This window comes from Lactobacillus helsingborgensis (assembly GCF_000970855.1).
Lineage (GTDB): Bacteria > Bacillota > Bacilli > Lactobacillales > Lactobacillaceae > Lactobacillus > Lactobacillus helsingborgensis.
This window is the reverse complement of record NZ_KQ034046.1, coordinates 311,053-337,007: the sequence shown is the minus strand read 5'-3', so window position 1 is coordinate 337,007 and position 25,955 is coordinate 311,053. Positions and strand designations below refer to the sequence as shown.

The 25,955-nt window shown below is 37.0% G+C and carries 24 protein-coding genes and 1 riboswitch; of the genes, 11 read left to right on the top strand and 13 right to left on the bottom strand.

All coding sequences use genetic code 11. The annotated features are described in order from the left end of the window. Positions 1–10: 10 nt before the first annotated feature. Genes JF73_RS01565 through JF73_RS01555 form a run of 3 tightly spaced genes read right to left on the bottom strand, consistent with a single transcriptional unit; the run spans position 11 to position 1,706 of the window. Positions 11–487 carry a PTS sugar transporter subunit IIB gene (locus JF73_RS01565; protein WP_046326713.1) on the bottom strand — a complete coding sequence of 159 codons (477 nt, stop codon included), beginning with the start codon at positions 485–487 and terminating at the stop codon, positions 11–13. Further along, entirely contained in the window at positions 487–903 is a 417-nt protein-coding gene (locus tag JF73_RS01560) for a PTS sugar transporter subunit IIA (protein WP_046326712.1), read from the bottom strand. The genes JF73_RS01565 and JF73_RS01560 overlap by 1 nt, the downstream gene beginning before the upstream one ends. 2 nt (positions 904–905) lie before the next feature. After that, positions 906–1,706, bottom strand: a complete 801-nt coding sequence (locus tag JF73_RS01555) for an SDR family oxidoreductase (protein WP_046326711.1) — start codon at positions 1,704–1,706, stop codon at positions 906–908. Positions 1,707–1,888: 182 nt separating this feature from the next. Here JF73_RS01555 and JF73_RS01550 point away from each other — a divergent pair, with 182 nt between their 5' ends. Then, positions 1,889–2,836: a sugar-binding transcriptional regulator gene (locus tag JF73_RS01550; protein WP_046326710.1), complete on the top strand. Its 948-nt coding sequence runs from the start codon at positions 1,889–1,891 to the stop codon at positions 2,834–2,836. A 108-nt stretch (positions 2,837–2,944) separates the two neighbouring features. Beyond that, a complete protein-coding gene (locus JF73_RS01545; protein ID WP_046326709.1) occupies positions 2,945–4,180 on the top strand; it encodes an MDR/zinc-dependent alcohol dehydrogenase-like family protein in 1,236 nt (411 codons plus the stop codon). Between the two features lie 130 nt (positions 4,181–4,310). On the opposite strand, the gene JF73_RS01540 is transcribed toward JF73_RS01545, so the two are convergent. From JF73_RS01540 to JF73_RS01525, 4 genes are all read right to left on the bottom strand, one after another. Beyond that, positions 4,311–6,356: a BglG family transcription antiterminator gene (locus JF73_RS01540; RefSeq protein WP_046326708.1), complete on the bottom strand. Its 2,046-nt coding sequence runs from the start codon at positions 6,354–6,356 to the stop codon at positions 4,311–4,313. 101 nt (positions 6,357–6,457) lie between these two features. Further along, on the bottom strand, positions 6,458–7,606 hold the full coding sequence (locus JF73_RS01535) for a mannitol-1-phosphate 5-dehydrogenase (protein ID WP_046326707.1): 1,149 nt from the start codon (positions 7,604–7,606) through the stop codon (positions 6,458–6,460). Then, the gene (locus JF73_RS01530; RefSeq protein ID WP_046327376.1) at positions 7,606–8,049 is read right to left on the bottom strand and encodes a PTS mannitol transporter subunit IIA; all 444 of its coding nucleotides are present in this window, start codon (positions 8,047–8,049) and stop codon (positions 7,606–7,608) included. Before JF73_RS01530 ends, JF73_RS01535 begins: the two co-directional genes overlap by 1 nt. 4 nt (positions 8,050–8,053) lie before the next feature. Beyond that, positions 8,054–9,868, bottom strand: a complete 1,815-nt coding sequence (locus tag JF73_RS01525) for a PTS mannitol transporter subunit IIBC (RefSeq protein WP_084608670.1) — start codon at positions 9,866–9,868, stop codon at positions 8,054–8,056. A 67-nt stretch (positions 9,869–9,935) separates the two neighbouring features. Between JF73_RS01525 and JF73_RS01520 the strand changes: the two genes are divergently transcribed. Beyond that, positions 9,936–11,330 (top strand): MFS transporter, encoded by a 1,395-nt coding sequence (locus tag JF73_RS01520; protein ID WP_046326705.1) that lies wholly within the window; start codon positions 9,936–9,938, stop codon positions 11,328–11,330. 86 nt (positions 11,331–11,416) lie between these two features. On the opposite strand, the gene JF73_RS09290 is transcribed toward JF73_RS01520, so the two are convergent. The 5 genes from JF73_RS09290 to ribD form a co-directional block, all read right to left on the bottom strand. After that, positions 11,417–13,960, bottom strand: a complete 2,544-nt coding sequence (locus JF73_RS09290) for a BspA family leucine-rich repeat surface protein (RefSeq protein WP_052727757.1) — start codon at positions 13,958–13,960, stop codon at positions 11,417–11,419. Positions 13,961–14,257: 297 nt separating this feature from the next. Beyond that, positions 14,258–14,731, bottom strand: a complete 474-nt coding sequence (gene ribH, locus JF73_RS01510) for a 6,7-dimethyl-8-ribityllumazine synthase (RefSeq protein ID WP_046326704.1) — start codon at positions 14,729–14,731, stop codon at positions 14,258–14,260. Between the two features lie 2 nt (positions 14,732–14,733). Continuing rightward, positions 14,734–15,960: a bifunctional 3,4-dihydroxy-2-butanone-4-phosphate synthase/GTP cyclohydrolase II gene (locus JF73_RS01505; protein ID WP_046327374.1), complete on the bottom strand. Its 1,227-nt coding sequence runs from the start codon at positions 15,958–15,960 to the stop codon at positions 14,734–14,736. 11 nt (positions 15,961–15,971) lie between these two features. Beyond that, entirely contained in the window at positions 15,972–16,577 is a 606-nt protein-coding gene (locus JF73_RS01500; protein WP_038521194.1) for a riboflavin synthase, read from the bottom strand. After that, positions 16,562–17,623, bottom strand: coding sequence for a bifunctional diaminohydroxyphosphoribosylaminopyrimidine deaminase/5-amino-6-(5-phosphoribosylamino)uracil reductase RibD (gene ribD / locus JF73_RS01495; RefSeq protein WP_218838184.1), 1,062 nt, complete (start codon positions 17,621–17,623; stop codon positions 16,562–16,564). Before ribD ends, JF73_RS01500 begins: the two co-directional genes overlap by 16 nt. A 119-nt stretch (positions 17,624–17,742) precedes the next feature. Beyond that, positions 17,743–17,876: riboswitch (FMN riboswitch) on the bottom strand. A gap of 247 nt (positions 17,877–18,123) precedes the next feature. On the opposite strand from ribD, the gene JF73_RS01490 reads away from it, so the two are divergent. From JF73_RS01490 to JF73_RS01465, 6 genes are read left to right on the top strand one after another with little or no spacing between them, the layout of a single operon-like run. Further along, positions 18,124–18,936: a class I fructose-bisphosphate aldolase gene (locus JF73_RS01490; RefSeq protein WP_046326703.1), complete on the top strand. Its 813-nt coding sequence runs from the start codon at positions 18,124–18,126 to the stop codon at positions 18,934–18,936. A 59-nt stretch (positions 18,937–18,995) separates the two neighbouring features. Then, on the top strand, positions 18,996–19,544 hold the full coding sequence (locus JF73_RS01485) for a glycerol-3-phosphate responsive antiterminator (RefSeq protein WP_046326702.1): 549 nt from the start codon (positions 18,996–18,998) through the stop codon (positions 19,542–19,544). 12 nt (positions 19,545–19,556) lie between these two features. Beyond that, complete coding sequence (locus tag JF73_RS01480) at positions 19,557–21,113, top strand: FGGY-family carbohydrate kinase (protein WP_046326701.1); 1,557 nt, start codon at positions 19,557–19,559, stop codon at positions 21,111–21,113. Positions 21,114–21,144: 31 nt separating this feature from the next. Next, positions 21,145–21,906: an SDR family NAD(P)-dependent oxidoreductase gene (locus JF73_RS01475; RefSeq protein WP_046326700.1), complete on the top strand. Its 762-nt coding sequence runs from the start codon at positions 21,145–21,147 to the stop codon at positions 21,904–21,906. Positions 21,907–21,931: 25 nt separating this feature from the next. Further along, positions 21,932–22,933 (top strand): 2-hydroxyacid dehydrogenase, encoded by a 1,002-nt coding sequence (locus JF73_RS01470; protein WP_046326699.1) that lies wholly within the window; start codon positions 21,932–21,934, stop codon positions 22,931–22,933. A 29-nt stretch (positions 22,934–22,962) separates the two neighbouring features. After that, on the top strand, positions 22,963–24,234 hold the full coding sequence (locus JF73_RS01465; RefSeq protein ID WP_046326698.1) for a PTS galactitol transporter subunit IIC: 1,272 nt from the start codon (positions 22,963–22,965) through the stop codon (positions 24,232–24,234). A gap of 65 nt (positions 24,235–24,299) precedes the next feature. Here JF73_RS01465 and JF73_RS09940 read toward each other — a convergent pair whose 3' ends face one another. Continuing rightward, complete coding sequence (locus JF73_RS09940; RefSeq protein ID WP_084608697.1) at positions 24,300–24,401, bottom strand: IS3 family transposase; 102 nt, start codon at positions 24,399–24,401, stop codon at positions 24,300–24,302. A 698-nt stretch (positions 24,402–25,099) separates the two neighbouring features. On the opposite strand from JF73_RS09940, the gene JF73_RS01455 reads away from it, so the two are divergent. Continuing rightward, positions 25,100–25,603, top strand: coding sequence for a hypothetical protein (locus JF73_RS01455; protein ID WP_046326696.1), 504 nt, complete (start codon positions 25,100–25,102; stop codon positions 25,601–25,603). 25 nt (positions 25,604–25,628) lie between these two features. After that, complete coding sequence (locus JF73_RS01450; RefSeq protein ID WP_038521144.1) at positions 25,629–25,868, top strand: hypothetical protein; 240 nt, start codon at positions 25,629–25,631, stop codon at positions 25,866–25,868. Positions 25,869–25,955 lie beyond the last annotated feature (87 nt).

Here is a 25,955-nt window from a genome sequence, read left to right as displayed (position 1 = left end):
CCACAGACTTTTAACTAATTAGTTTAAGAATATCCTTTTTAGGATCATCAGCTAAAACTCGTAAATCTAAATTTACACCTAATTTATCCAGCTCTTTAAAGGCCTGTACGTCTTCTGGGGTCACAGATACTGCTTTTGTTATTTGCTTTTTACCTTCGGCATAACTTAAACCACCAATATTGATTGACTTCAACGGAATTCCGCCCTTTACCAACTCCAGTACTTCTGTAGGATTGGTAAACAAATAGAAAACTGTATCATTTTGATATTTAGGGTTGTTAAAAACGGCTATTGCTTTGGGCACATCAACTACATTAACTTTCATCCCTGCCGGAGCAGCCTGTTTGACTAAAACCTTGCGAATTTTATCGTTAAATACTTCTTTACTGACCACAATTATTCTTTGTGCATTAGCTAACTTAGCCCATACAGTAGCAACTTGACCATGTATTAACCGGTCATCAATTCTAGCAAATTTGATAATCATTAAAAATCATCCTCCTCTTCTTGTTTTTGCATTTCTGCACTTAAAGCTGTGGTAAAGGTGCCAGAATCCTGCAAAATTCCTTTAACTATATCTGTAATTGAGGTGCTATTCATCTTAGTTACAATTTCTAATAAAATTGGCAGCGACATCCCTGCTATTACGTCTTTTGCTTTTCCCTTTAAAACCAAACTGGCCGCGGCATTATATGGTGTGCCAGAATATAGATCTGTTACGATTAAGATTTGTTCACTGGGAATGCCTGAGCTGGCAGTGATAATTTTGTTACAAACATCTTCAAGCCCTTCTCCTGGAGCAAATGTTAAAGCTATCAAATTTTCGGCTTTGCCAAAGATCATTTCCACAGCTTCTTTAAAAGCAACACCTGTTTTACCATGACCAATTAAAATAACTTTCATCTTTAACCCCTTGATTTTCCACCTGCAACATTAATTGTGACCCCAGTAATATAACTGGCTCTGTCAGACAAAAGGTAGCTCACTAAATCTGCTACTTCTGACAATTTGCCACTTCTGCCAAGGGGAGTGGTTGAAGTACTTGAATAACCTTTTCTTAACTGTTCAACAGTGATATTTCTGGTATATGCCAGAGCTTCTTCATAAGCAGGTGTCCGCAAACCAGTTGCCTCTAAAATGCCCGGTGCAACACCAACGACACGCACATTAAATCTGCCTAATTCCTTTGCCCATGATCTGGTAAAGCCATTAATTGCGCCCTTGGTTGCAGAATAAATGCTTTGTCCCTGGGAGCCTTCTAGACCAGCCTCTGATGACATGTTCACAATTACGCCCTTTTGCTTTTGCACTAGTTCACGGGCAACGGCTTGGGATAACAAGTAAACGCTTTGCACATTTACAGCAAACATCTTTTTAAAGTCATTTAGGTGCATTTCATATTTGCTTTCAGGCTCTTTTTCGTCAACCAGTAATCTTGGTAAATTGATGCCGGCATTATTTACTAAGCCATCAGTCTGACCAAATTTAGTTTTAGTTTGATTAATAACATTAGTAACATCTTCAGGTGAAGTGACGTCACATTTTACGTAAAGCAAATGATTATCATTGATTTGGGATGGATTTAAATCTGCATCAACAACATTGGCACCGTTTGCTAGTAATTCTTTCACAATTGCATCGCCAATTCCCGAAGAACCACCAGTTACAATGTATGTTTTCTTAGCCAAATCAATCCAATTTTCCATATTATTATCTCCTTTTAACAAATGTGAATAATAAATTTAGTATTTTTGTTAGCGCTATCTTAACTAAAAATATAGCAACTAATGGGGTAACATTCAATAATATTGTGGTAATTTTCACAAATGTGATTTATAATAAAGATGTATTTTAAATTTTATTGTTAAATTAAAAAGGTCAATATACTATGGAAGAAAATTTAATAAACCAACTCATTTCAGTTTCAAAGCTTTATTATATAAATGGTCTTACACAAGAAGAAATTGCAAAAAAAGTCCATATTCATAGAAGCCAAATCAGCAGAATGTTAAAAGAAGCTAGAAAGCTCGGGCTGGTAAAAATAACAGTTACTTCAGGTTCGCAAGATTTTACCGACCTGCAAGACTTCCTTGTGAAAAAATTCAATTTAAAAGAGGCTCTAATTGTGCCTGAAAATATTAATGATTTAAATTTAAAAACTCTGGGCAATTTTGCGGCCAATTATCTCGCAAGCACAATTAGCAGCAATTCAATTGTGGGTATTTCTTGGGGCAGGACATTAGCGCATGCCTTTCAGGCCATGCCAGCTAAAAGCGAAAAGCACGGTATCGTGGTTGTCCCTTTAGTTGGTGGACCAGCAGGGAGACTCAAGAATGATTATCAGTCGAATCGTTTGGCTTACCTTTTGAGTGAAAAACTAAACGCAAAAAGCGAAACACTCAATTGTCCTGCGATAGTCAGTTCTCAGAGTTTACAAGATGAATTAATGTCTAACCCTAATAATCAGCTTATTTTTAACCTCTGGCAAAATCTTGACTATGCCATTGTCGGTATTGGTAGTAATTTAATAATTGATATGGAACAGTGGCAGGAATTTTATAAAAATTCTAGTTTCGCCACCATTTTCAGTGAAACTAATGCCGTAGGCGATATTCTTTCCCGCCCCTTTTCTGAGAATGGTAAAATTATCAGTTCATCCAAATATCATATTATTAGCATGAACCTGGACGAGCTGAAAAAAGTCCCAACCGTTATAGGAATCGCATGTGGCAAAAATAAAATAAAATCAATTTTAGGTGCTCTCAACGCCCATATTTTAGATGTTCTAATTACCACGGATATTACCGCGTTGGGTATTCGTGATTTATGTAGTTAAATCACATTTGTGCAATAAAGCTAAATCATATTGCAATTGCAGTAAATATTTATTAGTATCATTTGTGAAGTTAGCGCTTTCTGTTTTTTAGCATTAAGGAGATTAAAAATGGTTTTAAGCAAAGCTTTACGATTATACGGCAAAGACAATATGAAAATTGATGAGGTCTCATTACCTGAAATAAAAGACAATGAGATCCTGGCTGAAGTTATGTCCGATTCAATGTGCATGTCTTCTTGGAAATTAGCCAAAGAGGGTGAGGATCACAAAAAGACGCCTAATAATTTAAAAGATCATCCCATTATGGTGGGACACGAATTTTCAGGCAAAATTTTAAAAGTTGGTTCTAAGTGGCAAGATCAGTTTCACGAAAATGAAGACTTCGTTGTGCAACCAAATTTAGCTAGAGACGACACACCATTTGTCCCGGGCTATTCATATCCTTATATTGGCGGTGATGCGACTTACATCATTATTCCGAATGAAGTGATGGAATTAGGCTGCCTCATTCCATTTAAGGGCGATTCTTATTATGAAGGTTCTTTATGTGAGCCGGTCAGCTGCGTCATTGCTGCGTTTGACGCCCAATACCACCTCATTCCCCATACTTACAACCACAAAATGGGAATTAAAGCAGGCGGCAACATGTTAATTGTGGGCGGAACCGGACCTATGGGGCTGCTGGCTATTGATTATGCACTTCACGCTGATACCAAACCTAAACGACTAGTTGTAACCGATATTGATCAGGCAAAATTAGATAGGGCTAAGGAACTCTACCCGTCAGACGAAGTCGAAGTTCATTTCGTCAATACTAAGGGCTTGTCAATTGACGAACAAGAGAAATTATTGAATGCCAAAGTAAATAACGAAAAATACGATGACTTGTTCTTAATGATTAGTGTCAAGCCACTGGCTGAAATGGCTGGGCGTTTAATGAATACCGATGCCTGCCTTAACCAGTTCGCTGGACCAGTCGATAAATCATTTTCTGCTGACCTCAACTTCTATGATATCCACTACAACTTTACCCACGTTGTTGGTACTTCGGGTGGTAATGCAGAAAACGAAGCTAAAGCAGCTAAATTAATTGCCGAGCACAAATTGGACGTGGCCAAAGTCATTACTCATGTCTTAGGTCTAAACGCTGCTGCTGAAACCACCTTGTCACAACCTGAAATTGGTGGTGGCAAAAAGCTGATTTATACCCACAAGAAATTTGATCGGATAGAGTTAGCTAAAGTAGACCCTGATTCAGAGTTAGGTAAGATTCTCAAAAAGCACAACGGCATCTGGTCCCACGAAGCAGAACAGTGGATTTTAAATAATATGCCGGACATCTAAATTCCCTTCTAAAATAAAATTTTCAAAAATCAAGCACAGAGGAAACTACTTGCAAGTTAGCAATACTTTCTTAAAGCTTGATTTTTTTAATATAAAAAGCACCCTGGAAAAAGGGTGTTTGAAATTTTCTTTAATCTTTTTGCTCTAATAAAGTCCAAAAATTTTCTGCTAAAAACTCTTTTAAGTCACTGGTATCACCTTTTTCAAATAAACTGACACTATCATTATTCATTACCAGCGTACTGCTGACCGTGCCCAATGCTTTAGTTTCAACCTTATTGCTTTTGCTTGGTGCTAAAAGTAGCAGAAATCTTTTTACTCTGACCTCGTCATAATCCATTGCCTTCATTTTCACCACTGTCTGCAGCTGGCACACAGCAACGTAAGCCTTTCTGACAGCCGAACTACTGGCGTGAACAAGAGCTAAACTGCTATGGGGAATACCCACGGGAGACTGGTTAATACGCTTAAATAATTTTTGCGCCACCTGCTGCGAATCAATAATTATAGCTGAAGGCAGTAAATCTATAACGCCTTTAATGACCTCTTTAAGAGTTTGTTCTTCATTATTTTGATACGTAAAAAGTTGCACATTATCAATTAAATCAAGATAAAGGTCAAGTTCCTTTTTTCTTTCTTGCAGCTGTTTCAAAGCCTGCTGACTATTATCCTGCTTAAAATTAGCATTCTGATATTGGTATGTCTGCAAGTAATTTCTTATTTTTTGCGCCTCATCGTTTAAGAGCAAGGGACTGACAACCAGATAATCTCTAGCAAACCCGGGCAAATCAACTGTGGTCAAAATAATATCATAATTGGCCAGTTCAATTTGATTTAACTTAGTTATTTTAGTCGTATCAATTTGAGTGAGTTCTGGAATTTCCTGTTGCAATCGACTCTTTAAGATTTGTGATGTTGAAAAACCATTTTCGCAAATTACCAGGGCACTTAGGCCTTGACGATATTTATGGTTTTCAATTTCATTGGCAAAATACAAAAGCAATAGTTGCTTTTCGTACTGATGAAGCTTTTTATTTGTAAATACTTCAGCCCATTTTTCACTAATAACAGTGATTAGCTTTTGGTACTTTTCGGTTAAATATGTAATTGACTCTAAACTATTCTCAGGCAACACAGGCTGTGATTTCTGCAACAGGCTTTTTATATGAAGGGTAATTTTTTCAGAAAAATCTGGATTACGTGTAAAATCCCAACCATAGGCAGTAGATACCAACGATACGAACTCCTTAACTTGAAGTGAAAGTGATAAATCCATGTCATCAATATTACTAGGAGTTTTTATCCGATCACTATTTTGCAATTGCAGTGCCAGAAAGTTGATTTCATTCTCGGTTAACTTGTGGCCAAGATCATGATATTTTAGTCTTGTTAAAAAATCTTTTACAAGTTTGACATATTTAGGCTTTATATTATTGTCTACTGTATTAGTTAAAACGCAACCATTCTTAAAACGGTATAACGATAAAGAAAACATTAAAACTAAAGAGATGGTCTGTCTGTCATAAATTCCTGTAAGTTGAGGCAAAACACAATCTGCTAGAGTTTGATAACATTCTAATAAGAGATCAGTAGGAATAAGAACGGCAAATAAATTACCCGTTATTTCGTTATTTGCTAATCCTTGTAAAAATTGATATTCATTTATTTCTTGCAAAACTATTCTGCAAAAAAGATATCTGCGGATTTCTTCGGAACCACTAATTAAAATTCCGACGCCTTTTTTACGTACTAGTGACAAGCCATACGCCTTGAGTGATTTAGCCACTGCGTCTAAATCCCTTTGAATTGTGCCCTGACTCACTTCCAGAGTTAATGCTAAATTATTAATCTTCATTTCGGCAGTGCTTAATAGTAAGATGCAAATTACCGCATTCTGTCTTGAAGGAGTAGCTAAATAAAGTGTATTTTTCTGCCCCGCCAAGCTTATTTCAATATTATTTAATGTTGCAGCACTACCCTCAACTTGATAAATACTATTTTTGCTGGTCAGTACTGCTCCTTCTTGCCGTAAACTTGGTCTTAAATCTGCAAATTCTCTGTATAACGTTCTCTGGCTAATACCAAGTTGTTGTTCCAATTCAGCTAAAGACAGGCCATTTTTATTATTAATTAACTTTAACAAAATTTTCTGCTGTCGCTCTGTAAATACAACCATTTTTCTACTCTTGCTAAATATGCGATAATACATTTAATTAAGAAAACAGCCATTAATATGATTAAACTATATAACGGCTGTTTTTAATACATTAAATTAATTTATTTTTTAAATTCTGCTGATATTTGAGTAGCAATTTCACCAATCAAATCTTGATCTTGCAAGCTGGTTGTTTGCTTAACTACTTCGGCAAATTTATTCTGGATTAACTGTTGTAGTTTGACACTTTCATCATCACTTGGAACATCAAACTGGTATATTTTAGCTACGGTTTCAAGCAACTTGTCATACTTTAATCCCCGTTTCTTAGCTTCACGAATTGGTCTGATAAATCTTTCATCATAACCTAACTTGCGAATTGGGGTGCGTCCGACGCGAGCTATAGTATCGGAAATGTATGGATTTTCAAAACGCTGAATAATTTTCTTTTGGTACTGTGCATGTTGAGCGGGATCAAAGTGCCATTTAGCAATCAGCAGAGCGCCAGTTTCTTGTAAAACACCTTTTAGCTGGTTTAATACTCGTTCATCCTTAATCGCTTCGCCAATATCGGTGTAGCCTAAAGTTTTTCCAGTGTAGGCAACCGTAGCATGCCCAGTATTAACCGAAAATAATTTGCGCTCAATGTATGGTTCCAAATCAGGTGCATAATCAACTCCAGTTAATTTTAAAGAAGGATTAGCCATCTGAGATTCATCAACTATCCATTCTTTAAATGGCTCCACCGAAACAAGGAGCGGATCATCATGCTTTTGTAAAGGAACAATACGGTCTACTGCTGCATTGGGAAAGCCAATATAGTGCTGGCAGTATTCTTTTTCATCTTCATTTAAATGCTGATAGACTTCCTTTTTTAATAATTGTGAACCGCCAATCATATTCTCACAAGCTATGCAGTCAAGTTTTTCCTCATTGCCAGCATTCTTACGGGCACTGATCCCTTGTGCAATCAGTGGAGCAATAAACTGCAAAATCTTGGGTCCAATAGCAGTCGTCACTAAATCTGTGTGAGCAATGGCAGTGACCACTTCTTCTGGATTTTGCCCATTATTTATGCCACAAACATTTTTAACAGTAATTTTCTGTTGTTCTTCTGCAGCCAGTTCAATGGTGTATTCTTTACGTTTATTAAGTTCGTTAATGATGGTGTCGTTAACGTCAACAAATGTAATTGCAAAATCATTAGCGGCAAGAGTTTCTCCAATAAAGCCTCTACCAATATTACCTGCTCCAAAATGAACTGCTTTCATCAATCTTTTGCTCCTTCCAATAAATCAATCACTTCTTGTTTTGATTGAGCGTCTGCTAAGTGAGCCACATTGTCAATCTGTCCACAAAATGATGCAATTTGTGATAAAACTTGTAAATGCTCATTATTAATACCCGCAATTCCAAAAATGGCAGTCACAATTTGCTTTTTTGCTGGATCATCTGAGAAGTCAATCCCCTCCGGAACTTGAATAAAAGCAATACCAGTTTTTTTGATGTACTTTTTCCCTTCTTCTGTACCATGGGGAATAGCTATGAAGTTGCCAACGTATGTGGAAAGCTCCTTATTACGAGCAATCATTGAGTCAATATAATCAGTGCTTACACAACCACCATCAACTAACAACTGTCCAGCTGCGCGAATTGCATCTTCTTTTGTGTCAAATTTTTGGTTAAGTACTATCATATTTTGATCAAGGTTCATCATCTTACACATCCTTACCATTTAGATAAAGAACCAATTCTTTTAGTTCTTTACTTTTTAGCAAATCATCAACCACAATCACTTGTGCTTTACTTATTTGACTACCTAACTGCTCTGCTACAGGTTTGGTTGTGATGAGCAGCTCATCTGCACTATCAACAACTTCGTCAAGTGCTTTTCTGGCAGCAACAAATTTCTGGTGAGTTTTGGCAAGTTCATCATTGAATAAGCTTACAGCCATGGTAGTTGAACCTATATTATTTTTCCCGCTGACGAAATATATTTTTTGGACTCTGTCAAAATCGATCTCGTCAAGAAGACTAGTAGTTCCAGCTGTATTCTTATCTGCGCCACTAGGTTTATTTTCTTTAGTTTCCTGCTTGAGCATTGCAGCAATTTCATCATAGCGGCTGCTGCTCATAAAATTACCTACAGAAATGTGCATTGCATCTGGAGTTTGGGCAATAGCCCGATCTGCTAATTCTTTCTGTGTTACAACTAATAAATTTGGTTCAGGTTTAAGATCACGAATAGCAGTATTGGTAACTGAAATATCAGTAATTCCTTCTTTTTTCAATTTGTCACGAAGTAAAGATGCGCCCATTGCAGATGAACCCATTCCGGCATCACAAGCAAAAATAATCTTGTTAATCTTTCCAGATCTGCTGAAGTCCGCATTATTATTGGTAATTCCTTTGGATTCAGCTTTCATTTGCTCTACTTGTGCCTGCTTTTCTTCCAGGTCACCACCTAAAGATTTATCCCGCTTTAAAATGATTGCAGATAAAACAAACGAGACAACAGTTGCTACCAAAACTCCGGCTAGGTTTGCTATATAGCTGCCTTTTGGCGTCATCAGTAAAATTGCAATAATCGAACCCGGTGAAGCAGCAGCTTTTAAACCAGCACCTAATAATTGGAACGTAAATGTACCTGAAACACCTGCTAAAATTGCTGGAATAATTAAAATAGGTTTCATTAAAATATAGGGGAAGTATATTTCATGAACACCACCCAAAAAGTGAATAATAACTGCACCGGGAGCAGAAGACTTTGAACTTCCTTTGCCGTAAAGACAAAAAGCTAATAAAATTCCTAAACCGGGTCCAGGATTAGATTCCAGTAAAAATAGCATTGACTTACCCAGCTGTCCTGCTTGCTGGATACCCAAGGGAACCAAGATACCGTTACCGACAGCATTGTTTAAGAATAGAACCTTTGCTGGTTCAATAAAAATGTTGGCTAATGGCAATAAGTGAACGGAAATAATCCAAGAAACACCTTTAGCAGCTAAATTACTCCCACTGACAACTAAAGGATTAATGATGGATTGGCCAATAATGGCTAAAATAATACCAATGATACCGGCAGAGAAATTTTTATAAATCATTTCAAAACCGGCTCTTATTTTATCTAAAAATAATTGATCAAATTTCTTAATGCACCAACCGCCTAAAGGGCCCATAATCATCGCACCAAGAAACATTGGTACTTTGGCTCCGACGATAACACCGGTGGTGGCGATAGCGCCAAGAACTGCTCCGCGCTCATCATAGACCATCCGACCGCCTACATAGCCAATCAGCAATGGTAATAAGTAATGCAGCATTGGATTAATCAACTCTGCAATATGTGCGTTAGGGAACCAGCCACCTGGAACCATGAATAAAGCAGTAATTAGGCCCCAAGCTATAATCGCTGAGATATTAGGCATAATCATACCCGAAAGCGCTGTGCCAAATTGCTGCACTCTAGTTTTGACTGATTTTTTACTTTTTACTGTATTTTGACCAGTAACTAAACTTTCTTGTGACATCATTTTCCTCCTCTTTAAATCTATCTATATTAATTCTATGGGAGCTTGTATACGCTTACAAGGAAATCTAGTGGCACTTTTGGCAGTAGTAAATTGTCAAAACGAATTAAGTAAGTTTTATTTAGTGAAAAAACAAATTTTTGATTTACGAATTTGTATATTAAAAAAGACCGTTTTACGCAAAGAAAACGGTCTTTTGTGTTACTTTTGGTGCCAGAAAAATTGCTACATGGTACGCTTCTCATTACAGCAAACGAAAGGCGTGGCAAAATTGAATAATAATAACTTTCTCAGCCGTAATCAAATATTATTACCTTTAATCAATTTTTTGACGAATTTTAGCAGCATCTTGGTTGGAATTGGCGGTTCACTAATTATCCGTGAATATTCAGATAATATCGTTATTAACGGCTTGATCTCAAGTATCAGTTCATTAGCACTTATTGTGAGTGTCTTATTTATTGGTTCCAAGCTTGATAACACTGATAAGAGACGCATGCTTATCTGGATGTATATTTTACTGAGTTTATTTTTATTACTCCCTTTTACTTTTCCACAAAAATACTTTGTACCCTTATACATTATGGTTGACCTTTGTATAACAATGTTTAGCTTAGTAGAAGGGTTATCTTTCACTGGGAATTTAAAGTCACTTCTGACTGATAATGCACTGGAGCCAACTATTAACCATAATTCCATTGCTGGTCTGATCGGTAATATTGCCAGTGTGGCAGCGATGGCAGTTTTAATTTTTACTACCCGCAACTATTTGTCTTTCCTCTTGGTAGCAAGCGGCGGCTTTTTTATAAATATCTTTCTCTCTAATGCTTTACACCAGAACCACTTTACTAAAAATCAAAATAGTTTTAAAACCTTAACCCATCTCGTGACAGTTTGGCACAAAATAGCTGCTAACAAAGGCTTACGCGCCTCAGTTATTATTGCCATTTTTACCAGTGCTCTCCAAGCAGTATTTAACGGATTGATGATCTATTTTTGGAAAGCGATTGATCCTAATTATAGTCACGTTTACTGGCTACTAGTTGCCGTTATCAGTGGTCTTTTCTTAGGTGCTATTCTTATTCGCTTTGATAATACATTTTGGTTACTTAGTGCTTTAGTATTTATTACCACGCTGGCTTTAGGAATTTTCTTTTTAAACCAAACAATCGTTACTATGACTGTTATTACTGTACTGATATATGGCGAAACTTTACCAATCGCTAATTGGTGCAATAAAACTAGAATTAAAAGAACCGGTAAAGAGGTGCAGTCTTCCCAATCAAGTTTCTTGCAGCTGGGGAGTGCTCTCTTGAATATCTTTTTTACTGTCGGAATATCTGCAATCGCCAATGCTTGCCACCAACCAGCTCTTACTTTACTTGCTGCAGGAATTGCCCTTTTACTTGTTTTTAGCCTTCTTGGCAATAATGTGCAGCGGTACCGCCAAGAAATGATCAATTAAAAATTGGTCAAAAAAATCAACCATTTCTCGTAATAGAAATGATTGATTTAAGTTAACTTTTTAAATTAATATGCTTCAAACAGTTATTATTCTTTTCTTCTGCGTTCAATCTCCGCACCTAAAAGACTCAAAATTAGTGCTGAAGCGCCTATGAGAAGCATACCTACTTGAGATTTTCTATCTGAACCTGTCTGAGCCAAAGTTCTGGTCTTTTTACTTGCACCAGTAGACTTACTTAGTTGTTCACGAGCGTTATTTGGCTTACTGGTAGACTTGCTTTCTTTAGTTGCCTTTTTATTAGTCTTATGTGGTCCCTTCTTATTCTTATTCGGCTTTGAATTACCGCTAGAATTATGACTATTGTCATTGTCGCTTGGTTCCTGTCCTGGTTCTTTTCCCGGTTCCTTAGCACTTTGATCATTCTTCGTGTAAACGTAAACCACGTCCTGAGGTTGGCTGGTAAAGAAACCTGTAGCGTTATTAGGTCTGGTCTTTAACGTATAACCGGAAATAGTTTTTGTTTCAGTTTGATAGCCGTCACCAACATTACCGCTTAAAATAACATTAGGAGCGATTTGATTACCGTTTTCATCTTCATAATGAACCGTTACATCAGCGGCCTTAATAGGCGTTTTACCGTTATTTGTAGGTTTTTGATAAATAAACATAATATCATCTACGTTTTCGCCTATCAGTCCTTTAGCATTTTTCGGCATAGCCGTTAAAACATAACCAGGAATTTCTTTGACTTTAGCTTCATAAGGAGTGCCGTATGTGCCAGTGTAGGTCTCATCATCTGCAAGCTTCTTGCCCTCTTCATCTTGATAGTGTGCTGTTATTGTAGTTTCACGCACGTACGTTTCATCTTTTGCACCATCTTTCCAATTGTTTATCAGTTGATCTGATGACCATTTTTCTGAGCCTTCAGGATCCTGCATTGTTTTCTTTCCAACATTTAACCAAGTTCCTGGTGTATCAAGACCCATAATTGAAACGAGTTTGTTTCCTTTTCCCAGTTTCAAAACTAGCAGGTTTTGGTGCCCTTTCAGCATATCAAAGGTGTTACCATTACTACTCATATCAAAATTGCTGATGTCTAGGGTTCTTAAGTTCGAAAGTTTAGGATATTTACCATCTACTTTAGGATTAGCGTAGAGATAGAACATTTGACTCATGCTTTTTACTTTAGAAGTATTGAAACTTGACAAATTTAAACCGATTAAACTATTCGTATCACGAAACATGTATGACATATCTACAACATTTGCAGTATCAAAGTTGCGCAGGTCTAAGTATGTTAATTTATTACATCCTTGAAACATACTATTCATAGTTGTAACTTGAGAGGTGTCAAAGCTAGAAATGTTTAGGTCTTTTAGCTTTGTACATTTCATGAACATAAATGACATATCCGTAACTTTACTAGTATTAAAGTTAGAAAGATCAAGTGAGACAAGGCTGGAATCCCAACCGAATACTGAACTCGTATCGCTAGAGTATTTATAATACATACTAAACATTGACGTCATGTTTTCAACATTTTTAGTATCAAAACTGTGTACATCAATGTTAGTCAAACTTGCACAGTGATTAAACATATATGACATGTCTTTAACATTAGTGGTATTGAAGCTAGTAACATTTAATTTTTCAAGACTCTCACACCCTGCAAACATCCATGACATATTTGTGACTTGGGAAGTATTAAAATTCTGCAAATCTAATTCTTTGAGACTTTTGCAACCAGCAAACATATATGACATATCTTTGACTTGGGAAGTATCAAATTTACTTAGGTCAAGATCTTCAAGATTGGTACAGCGGTCAAACATACAATACATATTTTTAACATTTGAGGTTTTAAAATGAGAAAGATCTACATGTTTAAGACTACTGCATTGACTAAACCAGGCATACATGGTGGTTGCTTCCGAAGTATCAACGTTTTCTAAACCTTCAATATCAGTTAGGCCTCTAAGACGAATAAAAACTGACTTAACATCGCCGACAACTTTAAAGTAGCCGTCAAAGTTTACCTTTTTTACATGCGTACACTCAGGGTCTGGTCCATCTTGACCTAGAAATCCAGCTACGAGACCAGCATTACTTACAATAGTCGGATTATCCTTATCATGACTCCCACTCACAGTTAATACGTTAGTATCACTATCGTACCTTACGTCAGCATTACCCCACTTACCTGTTTTAATAGTTTTTGTACTAATGTTGTTTTCATTCTTAGTGATGTCTGTTTCTGGTTGATCATTACCAGCAGAAGTTTGAGAGTTGGAATCTTTATTGTTGCCCTGCGGTGAGTCTACACTCCCATTTTGAGTTTCATCTGCATTATCTGTAGTACCATTAGCATTTCCTTCTGGTGCAGTGGTATTCGCATTATTAGTAGTAACGACCTGATTATTTACTTGAGATACAGTATTGTTTGCTACTCGAGTTTTAACACGACTATCATTATCATTCTTATTAAAGCTTCGTGCAGTGTCTTGTGTTCCTGAATTGCTATCAGCCTTTACGACATTAGTATTCAAACTCATCAAACCAAGCGCAGCTGCCGTTAAACTGCTAAAAAGCAGTGCTCCAGTCCGCTTATTGTGATCTAATCCTTTATTCATTTCTTACCTCTATCATAAATCGAACTATTTTGTCTAAAAAAGTATGTATACTATCACATCTTCAGTATATATATTAAACAATAACAAAGCAAGCTTATTATAAATTATTTTTACTAAAATAATGATAAATAAATTAAAATACTACAGTAAAATTCAAGATATAAAATAACATTAATAGCTTTTATATAATATATAATTGATAATCACATATTTATTAATTAAAAAGAAAACAAGTCGTTTCTGAGAATAGAAACGACTTGTTTTCTAGTCATTATTAACAGTGATTAAATGTAGTAATTATAATTGTTTAATTTGTTCTTCTATATTTAAAACCTCTAACACATCCGTCGCACATTCTGCACCTTTATTGCCTGACTTACCACCGGCACGATCAGTTGCTTGTGCAACTGTATCAGTCATTAACACGCCAAACATCACTGGTACTTTTCCGTTAGCTGATGCTGCTGCCAACTGCGACGTAGTGCCTTCACAAACATAGGTAAAGTGAGCAGTTTCGCCCCGAATTACTGCGCCTAGAGCAATAATGCCATCGACTTGGCCACTTTTTGCTAGGCAGTTGACTGTACGAGCAATTTCAAAGGCACCCGGTACTCTCACAATCACAATATTTTCATCTTTCACGCCCGATTTTTTTAATTGTGACACTGCTCCAGAAAGCAAACGGTCTGTGACCACACCATTAAACTGAGCAACAACAATCCCAATCTTTTTATCTTGTCCTTGAGCAATGTTTCCGTTAATTTCTTTCATAATTAATCCACCTCATTTAAAATATGATTCATTTCATGTTTTTTAGTCGCCAAATATTTTTTATTTTCTTCAGTCATGCCCACTTCAACTGGAATGCGTTCAGTAACTTTGATGCCATAGTTTTCTAATTGCGCTACTTTATCCGGGTTATTAGTCATTAATTTAACTTCGCTAACGCCTTTTTGTCTTAAAATTTCAGCAGCAACATTGTAGCGGCGAGCATCAACCGGCAGTCCAAGATGTTGATTAGCTTCTACTGTATTCATACCCTCATCTTGCAGCTTATAAGCACGTAATTTATTCTCAAGACCAATTCCCCGACCTTCTTGACGCAAGTATAAAACTGCTCCTGAACCATTTTCTTCAATTTTAGTTAATGCTGCGGCAAGTTGAGCGCCACAATCACAACGCTTAGAACCAAACACATCTCCCGTTAAGCATTCACTGTGAAGCCGCAATAAAAGCGGGTCACCTTTTTTAACTTCACCTTTGCTAATCAATAAAGTTGGCTGCTTTTCAGGGTGCTTTGTATCTCTGAAACCTTCAAGCTGGAAGTGACCATATTTTGTAGGAAAGTCAACCTTAGTAAAAGATTCAATCCCCAAATCTTTGTTTTCCTGATTTTTACGGTACTCAATTAACTCCTCAATGGTCAAATAAGGTATGCCAAGTCCTTCTGCTAAAGCTTTCAAGTCTTTGCGTCTGGCCATTGTTCCATCTTTTTTAATACATTCACAGATAAAGCCAACAGGAGCAACGCCAGCTAGTCTTGCCAAATCTAAGGCTGCTTCTGTATGACCGGTCCGTTCCAGCACGCCACCTTCTTTAGCTACTAACGGGAAAACATGACCAGGATGATAAAAATCAGCCCATTGACTATTAGGATCCGCTAACTTTTTAATTGTTTTCGCACGATCAAAAGCTGAAATTCCCGTAGTAGTTTCAGTGGAGTCAACACTAAGAGTAAAAGCCGTGCCAAAAGTATCGTTCGAGCCAGTTTCAATTGGTTTTAATTGCAGACGGTCGGCATACGCTTTGCTCATTGGTACGCATAATAATCCACGAGCCTTAGTAATCATCATATTAACCGCTTGCGGTGTAACCTTCTCTGCTAAGCCAATCATATCCCCTTCAGACTCACGTTGAGGCGAATCAGCGACAATAACTAATCCACCTTTTAACATATGCTGTAATACTTTTTGTATTTTTTTATTCAATTGTTCTGTCATTTTTTTCTCCATCAAAATTCTTTTTTCCAAGCCTGAATCTGCTTAACTGCGTAGCGACCAATCATATCCACTTCAATATTTGCTTTATCACCGACCTGATAATGTGCAAGCGTAGTATTTTGAATGGTATAAGGAATTAAACTTACGCCAAAATGATCATTCTCTGCCATCGTGACGGTTAAACTGATGCCGTCAATAGCGATCGACCCTTTTTCAACAATAAAGGGAGCATACTTATGTGGTACTGCGAATTCTAATTCTATGGAATTCTCATTTTCGTTTCTTATTACCAGTTCAGCTGTGGTATCAACATGACCCGCAACAATATGACCATCTAGTTTGCCGTTCAGTGCTAGTGCGGGCTCTAAATTTACCAAACTACCTTTTTGTAAATGGCCTAGATTAGTCCTTTTCATTGTTTCCGGCATTACGTCTACCGCAAAGTCATTATCGCTCCAATCAGTAACAGTCAAACAAATACCATTAACGGCAATACTTGCTCCTAATGGCAAATCTGCTGGCGTTAATGCAGAAGCACAGATGCCCAATCTGGCATGTTGCGCGTTAATTTCTAAACGAGTAATGGTGCCTGTTGCCTGAATTATTCCTGTAAACATTCTTTTCTCCTCACGCGTATTCTGATATCTTGATTGAATCTCTTAACATCCAAAAGTTGATAGTCACTTTTTGTTGCTGCAGGCTGACCAAACACAGCTGGTAAACCAGTGCCGCCTAAAACTAAAGGAGCTACGTATGTTACTATCTCGTCCGCCAAACCGGCCGCTACAAATTGAGCCTGTACGTTGCTGCCACCTTCAACTAATAGTGACTGAATTTCATGTTCAGCTAAAAATTGCACTATTTTTGTTGGTGTCCAATTAGCAGCAGTATAGCAATGGACGTTTTCAGTTACTTTTTGCGACAAATTGGTTGTACTTAACAGCCAAATTTCACCACGTGTCTTAAATATCTGACTGGAAAAATCAAGCTGATTAGCATCCCTAGTTAACACAATCTTAATTGGTGGCTGTGGTAAGTTCTTAATTCTAACTGTTAACAGCGGATTATCAATTCGTAAGGTATTGGCCCCGATTAAAATTGCTTGGTTTTGCAGGCGCAACCTTTGCACATCTATTTGAGCTGCATCCCCAGTCAAAAGCGTTCTCGTTTTGCCCGCAGCATTAATTTTGCCGTCAATAGACATTGCATATTTAAGTGTTACAAATGGTCTTTTTTGTCGATAAAAAAAGTTATACGCAACATTTAAATTTTCAGTGCCACCAATGACCTCAGTCTGAACACCATGACTTTCTAAATATTTAATGCCCTTACCTGCTACAATTTGATGAGGATCAACCTGACCGATAACTACTCTTTTGATTCCAGCTTCGGCTACTTTTTTGCAACAAGGTGGCTGTTTGCCATAATGACTGCAGGGCTCTAGTGTGACATACAGGGTTGCTCCCTGAGCCTCTTTGGGGTCAGATAAATGCGCTAACGTATTCACTTCAGCATGTTCTCTGCCATATTGGTGGTGATAGCCCGTTGCTAAAACTTGCTCGTTTTTAACTAAAACCGCACCAACTAATGGATTAGTCCAAGTCATCCCTTCTGCTTTCACAGCTTCTTGGGCTGCCATTTGCATATAATCCTTGTCTTGCACTATCTCACTTCCTAAGCATTAAAAAGCCTCGTTGATTTTATCAACGAGGCTTATTTTTTATTCATCAAATAAGATTTCAGCGAAGTTTAATAACGACGCGAGTTTTCTGTCTAATCTTGTTTGTTCTTCTCCCATCCAGACTATAACTGTCGGTACTAGACTCTCACTAGTTCCACCGCAAAACGCGGGTCACGGACTTCAATTATTAATTGTCACCGTCGGTAAGGAATTGCACCCTGCCCCGAAGAAACCGTATTCAACTATTTCAAGTATAGTATAGTTAAACGATATGAGCAATAGCATTTGCTTTGAAAAATTATTACTAAAACAATTTGCCAAATTTTATTGACAGCGTTTTCAAATACTGCTATGCTTACATCGTAATAAAATATAAAACTGAACGAGAAAATTAGAAGGTTCAATTAAACCTGTGCAGAATTCTGCACTTGGGTTTATTTGGACCTTCTTTTTTTGACTTCAATTAGAAAAGGAGATTACAAATGGATAAAGCAAAACGTTTAAATAATATTTTTGGTAAAGATGGCAAAACGATTATTGTCGCTTTAGACGGATTCGGTTTTTCCGCTAATACAGACGGGGTAGATTTTTCAGTCAAAAGCGTTCATCAGTTATTAAAGTATGGACTTAACTGCGCCTTAGTTACATACGGACAAGCTCAATTATTTGCGCAAGATTTAATTGATGTGCCGACGATTTTAAGAGTAGACGGGTCGGTTAATGTTTTTGACAGCAGTGTTCCTGAAACAGCACAATTCTTCGATGTCACTGATGCATTAAAACTAGGAGCAAGCGGCGTTGTCTGCATGACTTTCCCCGGCAGTCAAGGTGATAGAGAAGAATTTTCTCATAAAATGTTAGCGCGGCTCGCAAAACAAGGCGAGGAATGGAACGTGCCAGTGATTGCTGAGACCCTTCCTTGTTCTTACGCCGTTTCTGACCAAGAACCTAACTCAGATAATCCAGACTATATCAAAACGGCAGCAAGATTAGGCGTTGAATACGGTGCCGATGTCATCAAAACCAGATTTACTGGCGATATTGAGACTGACAGAAAAATTGTAGAAAACACCAGACGTCCTGCAGTTGCTTTGGGAGGACCAAAAACTGACAACAAGACCTACTTCGAATATGTCCACAACTTAATGACAGCTGGAGTTTGCGGAATTGCAACCGGAAGAAATATTACCCAAGACCCTAACCCAGTTGGTAAGGTAGCAGCTCTATCTGCAATTGTCCATGATGGCAAAACAGTTGAGGAGGCTCTTCAAATATATTCAACTACCAAATCCTAATTACCACTTAATAATTTTCTTTAATAAAGCCTAGTAATAATTTAATTGGAGGAAATTGAATGCAGAACCAGAAAACAATCATACCCTCAGTTAGAGAGCTAAAACTATTGCAACTTGCTTGTAAGTCTAAGGCATCAATTATTCTATTGAGTAACACTGATATAGGAAACTTAATTAAGCAAACTTCGTACGTTCATAAATTCAGAAAAAAAGCTTTTGTACATTTGGAATTAATTGCAGGTTTTGCACCAGATGCAAAAGGCTTGCGGTTACTTAAAAACATGTACCAAGTGGATGGTGTTTTTACTACTAATATTCAAGCAGGCAATATTGCAAAGAGTATTGGCCTCAACGTGATCTATCGTTTTTTCTTAATTGACAGCCGTTCTCTTAAAAGAACCGGCGCAATACTTGAAAATAATAAGTTTGATGCTATTGAAGTTTTGCCAGCATGTTCAGCAATTGCTGAATCAGCTGATCTAGCTAAATTAAACATAAGTTCTAAATTATTTGCCGGAGGTTTTATTAAAACTTTAAATATGGTCGATCAGATTTTTAGATTAGGATTTTCTGGCATTACTACTAGTAATAGCAAATTATGGCAATGAAAGAGGTATAAAATGACCAAATATTTAATGGGAATAGATAATGGTGGTACTTCAACTAAGGCAGCTATTTATGATGCTGCCGGCAACGAAATTGCAAAGTCCACAATATATACGGAAATGTTAACACCTCATGAATACTGGACCGAAAGGGATATGTCCGAATTAAGAGCAGTAAACTTTCAGGTCATTCATGATGTTTTGCAAAAATCAAAAATTAACCCTAAAGATATTGCTGGGGTCGGTATGACTGGTCATGGCAATGGCCTTTACTTAATCGGTAAGAATGGTCAGTTTGTGCGCAACGGCATTATTTCTACAGATAACAGGGCCAGTGCTATTGTCGAAAAATGGCTTGCTGATAAAAATTATGAAACAGCTGTCAGGCCTAGAACCTACGCCACTATTTGGAGCTCACAACCAGCTGCCCTTTTAAAGTGGCTTGATGAAAATGAACCTGAAGTCTATGACAAAACAGAATATGTCTTCATGATTACCGACTTAGTCAGATATTGGCTAACCGGCAAGGCAGGTTTTGAAATTTCAAACGCAAGTGGCACCTCGCTTTTTAACCAAGACACAGAAAAATTAGATGAAAAGGTATTCGAATTTTTCGGTATCAAAAAGTGGTTAAAAAAGATTCCACCATTAGTTGATTCTACTGCTGAATGCGGGAAAATCACCGCAGCTGTCAGCAAGAAAACCGGACTGTGTGAAGGAACTCCAGTAGCTGGTGGGCTATTTGACATCACCGCAAGCGCACTTTCAACAGGATTGGTTAAACACAATCAGTTATCAATTGTAACTGGAACTTGGAGCATTAACCAGTACATTGATAACAAAATCTCAGTTGTTAAAGACTTATTTATGACTTCTGATTATCCGATTAAGGACGAATATCTCTTAACTGAGGCGTCACCTACAAGTGGCTCTAACTTAACTTGGTTCACAGAAACATTTATGAAGGATCATACCCAACTGTTAAAGATTGTTAATGATGAACATAGTATCTATGATTATTGCTCAAAATTGGTGGCAGCAGTTAAACCTTGGGAAAGCAAACTGATTTTTTATCCATTCATTTTTGGCTCTAACGCTGGTATTGCGAACTCATCTGCCGGCTTCATTGGGGCTTCAAAAGATACCTCATTAGCCCAATTTGTAAATGCAGTTTATGAAGGTGTTTGTTTCGCCCACAAAGCTCACGTTGAAAAATTGCTCAAAATAAATGCCAATGTTTTGTCTTCTCCAATTCGCATAGCCGGCGGAATCACTAATTCACAAGTATGGTTACAAATGTTTGCGGATATTTTTCAAAAGCCATTAGAACTAGTTAACGTTAAGGAAAACGGCGCAATGGGAGCAGCTATGGCAGCTGGCGTAATGTCCGGCTTATTTACCGACTTTAAAGCGGCAGCAAAAAGTATGGTTCATATTTCAAGAACAATTACTCCTAATCCTGAACTAGCAGAAGTTTATCAGGAAAAATATGACCTATATCAAAAAGTAGTTAAAGACCAATCTTTTGTTTGGAACGATATTGGCAATACGCAGTTAGAAACAGCTAACTAACAACAAAATTTAATTTTAAGGAGGATTAATAATGAAACTAGGACTACAAGGTAAAAACGCATTAGTAACCGGTGGTGCTACAGGTTTAGGACAACAATTTGTTTTAGCTTTAGCAAAAGAAGGCGTCACAGTTGCTTTCAGTTATTTAAATGAAAAAGAACACCCGGAAGTAACACTGGACAAAGTAGAAAAAGAGACTCATCAAAAAGCTTACGGCTTTAAAACAGACTTGTCTCAAGTTGATCAAGCCAGAAAACTGTTTGATGAAGCCCACGAGCAGTTGGGACAAATAGATATTTTAATTAATAACGCCGGTATCTGGCTAAGTGGCAAAGTAACGGATATTAAAGAGCAAGATTGGGATTTGGAAATGAAAACCAACCTTAGGGCACCATTTCTACTTGCCCAAAAATTCGCACTTGCCGCCAATAAGGAAAAACACGGCGGGCACGTTTTAAATGTAACTAGTCAAGCCGCTTACTATGGTTCAACAACCGGACACTCTCATTATGCTGCATCTAAGGCAGGCTTAATAGCTTTTAATGCCTCTTTTGCCAGAGAACAGGCTCAAAACGGCATCAACAGCAACAATATTGCTATCGGTATCATGCATACCAGAATGATTCAGGCCAATCTTGACAAAGATCCTAATTATTATGTCAGCAGAATCCCAATGGGCAGAGTGGTTGAACCAGAAGAAATTGCCAAAATGGGTACGCTGTTAGTTTCCGACGTCTATAGCTATATGACTGGAGCAACAGTAGATTTAACCGGTGGAATGCTGATGCATTAATCAGAAAGTTAAGAGGAGAATAATTATGAAAATAATAGCATTTGGAGATAACTTGATTACTCCCGAAATGTTAAAAGCAGGTTTAACACAATTTCAGGAAAATGGCGACATTGTGGAAATTCGTGATTGGAGCCATGAAACTGTAGAAAGTTTACAAAACGACAATATCAAAATTGAACAAGAAGGAGCAAATGCAATCGAAATTACTGATCAAAATTTGTTAGCTGAAATAGCAGATTATGACATGATCATCACGCAGTTTATGCCAATCGGAAAACAGGTCATTGATCTGGCTCAAAACCTTAAATATATAGGTGTTTTAAGAGGTGGCATGGAAAATGTAGATGTGGATTATGCCCAAAGTAAAGGGATTAAAGTGATTAACACTGCCGGACGCAATGCACGAGCAGTTGCGGAATTCACCGTTGGTATGATTTTAGCCGAAACCAGAAATATTGCCCGTACTAATGCCAAAATGCACGAAGACATTTGGTACAAGGATTTTCCTAACAAAGATAATATTCCCGAAATTGGTGGTAAAACCATTGGAATCATTGGTTTTGGGCACATCGGCCAATTAGTAGCTCAATTTTTAAAGGGCTTTGGTGCCAAAATTATTTTTTACGATCCTTATGTTAAGGGTAACAGTCTTTATGCCGAAAAAATCGACAGCATTTCAGCTCTAATTAGACAATCCGATATCATTACAATTCACATGCGGGCTACGGAAGAAACCCACCACATTATTGACCAGGATATGTTCGATTTAATGAAACCCACGGCCTACTTTATTAATACGGCGCGTTCAGCTCTGGTCGATGAAAAAGCTCTGATTGCTGTACTCAAGCAGGGCAAAATTGCGGGTGCAGCTATTGATACTTTTGACGATGAACCATTACCCGCAAACTCTGCATTTTTAAGTTTGGAAAACGTTACTTTAACCTCGCACTTAGCTGGTTCTACCGCCGATGCTTTCAAGAATACTCCAAAACTATTTGCTGAAAGATTTTTAAGTGCACAAAAATAACCATGAATAAATAAATTGGAGGTTATTAAATGGCTTTTATTAATTCTATTATCGGTTTGGGCTCCGCCGTCATGATGCCTATCATCTTTTTTATCGTTGGTCTAATCTTCAGAATGCACCCTGCAAAAGCTTTTAAAGCAGGTATGCTGGTTGGAGTCGGCTTTACCGGAGTATCAATGGTAATTAACTTGATGCTTGGCGCTTTGGGTCCAGCATCTAAAGCAATGGTTGAACGACTAGGCTTAAAGCTCACTGTCACAGATGTTGGTTGGGGAACAGCGTCTACTATCGGCTGGGGCTCGCCAATTATGTTAGTTGCAGTAGTAGGCTTTTTAGTCATAAATGCAATCTTATTGTTTTTAAATTTAACTAAAACGGTTGATCTTGATATCTTTAATTTTTGGATCTTTCTCTTAGTTGGTGCCGTTATCTACGCCGGGACCAATAATTACTGGATCGCTATTATTGCTGATTGGATTATTTACACTTTGACTTTAATCATCGCTGATATCACACAACCTATCATTCAAAAGAAATTTCCTAATAAAGACTTAAATGGTATTTCTTTTCCCCACTTAACATGTTTGGCCTGGGTGCCTTTCGGTATCATTGGTAATTGGATCTGTGAACATATCCCTGGTTTGAATAAAATCCAGTTAGATCCTGAAACTATCAACAAAAAAATGGGTATACTTGGCGAACCAATCAGCTTTGGGGCAATTATTGGTGTATTAATGGGCATCTTAGCAAATTATAGTTTTTCTAAGATTTTAACATTAGGCGTTAATATCGCTGCCTCAATGTACTTATTGCCCATAGTTGTTAACGTATTAGTATCTGGACTCGTGATGGTTAAAGATCACGTTAATGCCAAATTGAAGGATTGGTTTCCTAAAAGAAAATTCTACATTGGCATGGATACCGCTTTACTAATTGATGATCCATCAGTGCTTTCAACAGGACTGTTACTCTTGCCACTGGCAATAATTTTAGCCTTTCTTTTGCCTGGTAATAAGGTGCTGCCTTTTGCTGATTTAGCTTCACTAATGTTTCTCTTTGCTTTGGTTGCACCATTTTGCAATCGTAACATTTTCAGAATGCTTATCTCGGGTTTATTAATTATCATCACCATCTTTTATATTGGCACTTCTATTGCACCCGAATTTACTAAAGCGGCTTTACAAGCAAATGTTACTTCGATTAAATCTTTTAGTTCAATAACCAACATTGTCGGCTCAGCTACAACTTGGATTGGCTGGATATTTATTAAAGTTAGCGAATGGATTGCTGCCATTATTTAGGCAAATTCAATCCAAAATAAACCCTCAGACTTTGAAGTGCAACTAAAAAGTTAAACATTTTATTATTAAGCAAGACCTAACGCACGATTCCGATATTTAATCGGAGTCGTGTATTTTAGTTTAATCTTGATTCTTTTCTGCTTGTAATACTCAATGTAGTCTCTGATGCGTCTTCCAGTTCAGTGAGATTTTTAAACTGCTTTTCAAAAGCCATAAAACATTTCTCGATTATCCCGCTCTTTGTCCTTCTTCTTTAAAGTGTAGTAGTAATTACTACGGGATAAGTGCGGCAGATTGGGATTGGCATTAATGGTATCAAGAATAAAAGTTACGCTGACTTTAAGCTCACGTCTGAGTTGGGTAACTGCCAGGGCTCTTTAGAACGTAAAGAAAGAAATATTGCTAATGAACTAAAAGAGCCAGTTCGAAAAAATGAACACTGGTGGCAAAAGATTTTTAAATAATTGGGCATAAGACTTTGAGACATATTAAGATCCCTTCTAACTGGCTTATAATCATTCGCTAACAATAGGGAACTTAATGTTTAAAAGTAACGTATTCAAAGTTATTTTGACAATAATTTCACCTACTATAATATTAATTTCTACTGTATTTTTTTAATAAGTAATCAATATTTCAAATGACTTGTAAGAGTCATTTTTTATTTTATCTTCTAGTTACTAATCTTTGAAAAATTTGATAATTTCATATTATCAAGCACAAATTAACTGGATATTTAATGAACTATATGTTTATATATACATGATTATTTTTTAATATTATTTATTGACAAATTTTAATACTGAACTATGGTTTTAGTATCAATGTCGACATTGACGAAAAATATTATGAAAGGCGTACTATTATGAAAAGTACCATTAAAAAATTGGGAATTTCTCTTGCGGCAGCAAGTTTTATAGGAACGACTATGGCAACAACTGTAGTAAATACATTTGCTGCTACGGACAACTCCGTAAGTAATTCCAATGAAAATCAAAACAACAGTTCATATGGGGCATTGTACGGTTCATTAACTAAAGATCAACAAGATGAGTTTGATCAAATTGTTAATGGTGCTGGACTTAATGAGGAGCAGCAGAATACTCTCTTACAAGACAAAATTACTGAACAAAACAATAACCTGACACGTGGCTTAAAGTTAGAAACAATTAAGAAAATTGCCAAATACGTTGCTAAAATTACTGGTAACAGTTTAAAAACTAAGCCACTAAAAGCTTTTGTAAACTTTCTAACTGATTATGAAGGTAAAGCTGAAGATGGTATACGATATGCGCTAATTCATTATCTTCACCTTAACAGCACAGTCGCTTACTGGACGGCACGAACAGTCGTATTTATCTATCTTTAAATAATCTAAAAGGTGTGACTATAACATGAATACTACTTTAATAATAATCATTATCTTGGCTCTAGAGCTTCTGCCAATCGATACTTGGCTTGCCAGATACAATATGACGCTTGCTATGCCTATCCTTTTTACTTTAGCGTTGATTGCTGTGTTTCTCCTCTCTTTAGTGGGCTTTTCAAAAGCTTTTCATTGGTATGATTATCTAATAGCAGTTATTACATGTGTTTATGAATGGATGATATTCTTCAAAAATAACAAAAAATAAGCAAACCAAAACTCAAATACGCAAATTAATTACAAATTAAGCAGATTAAATACCTAATCAAAAAAATAATTCCATATATACCAAAGC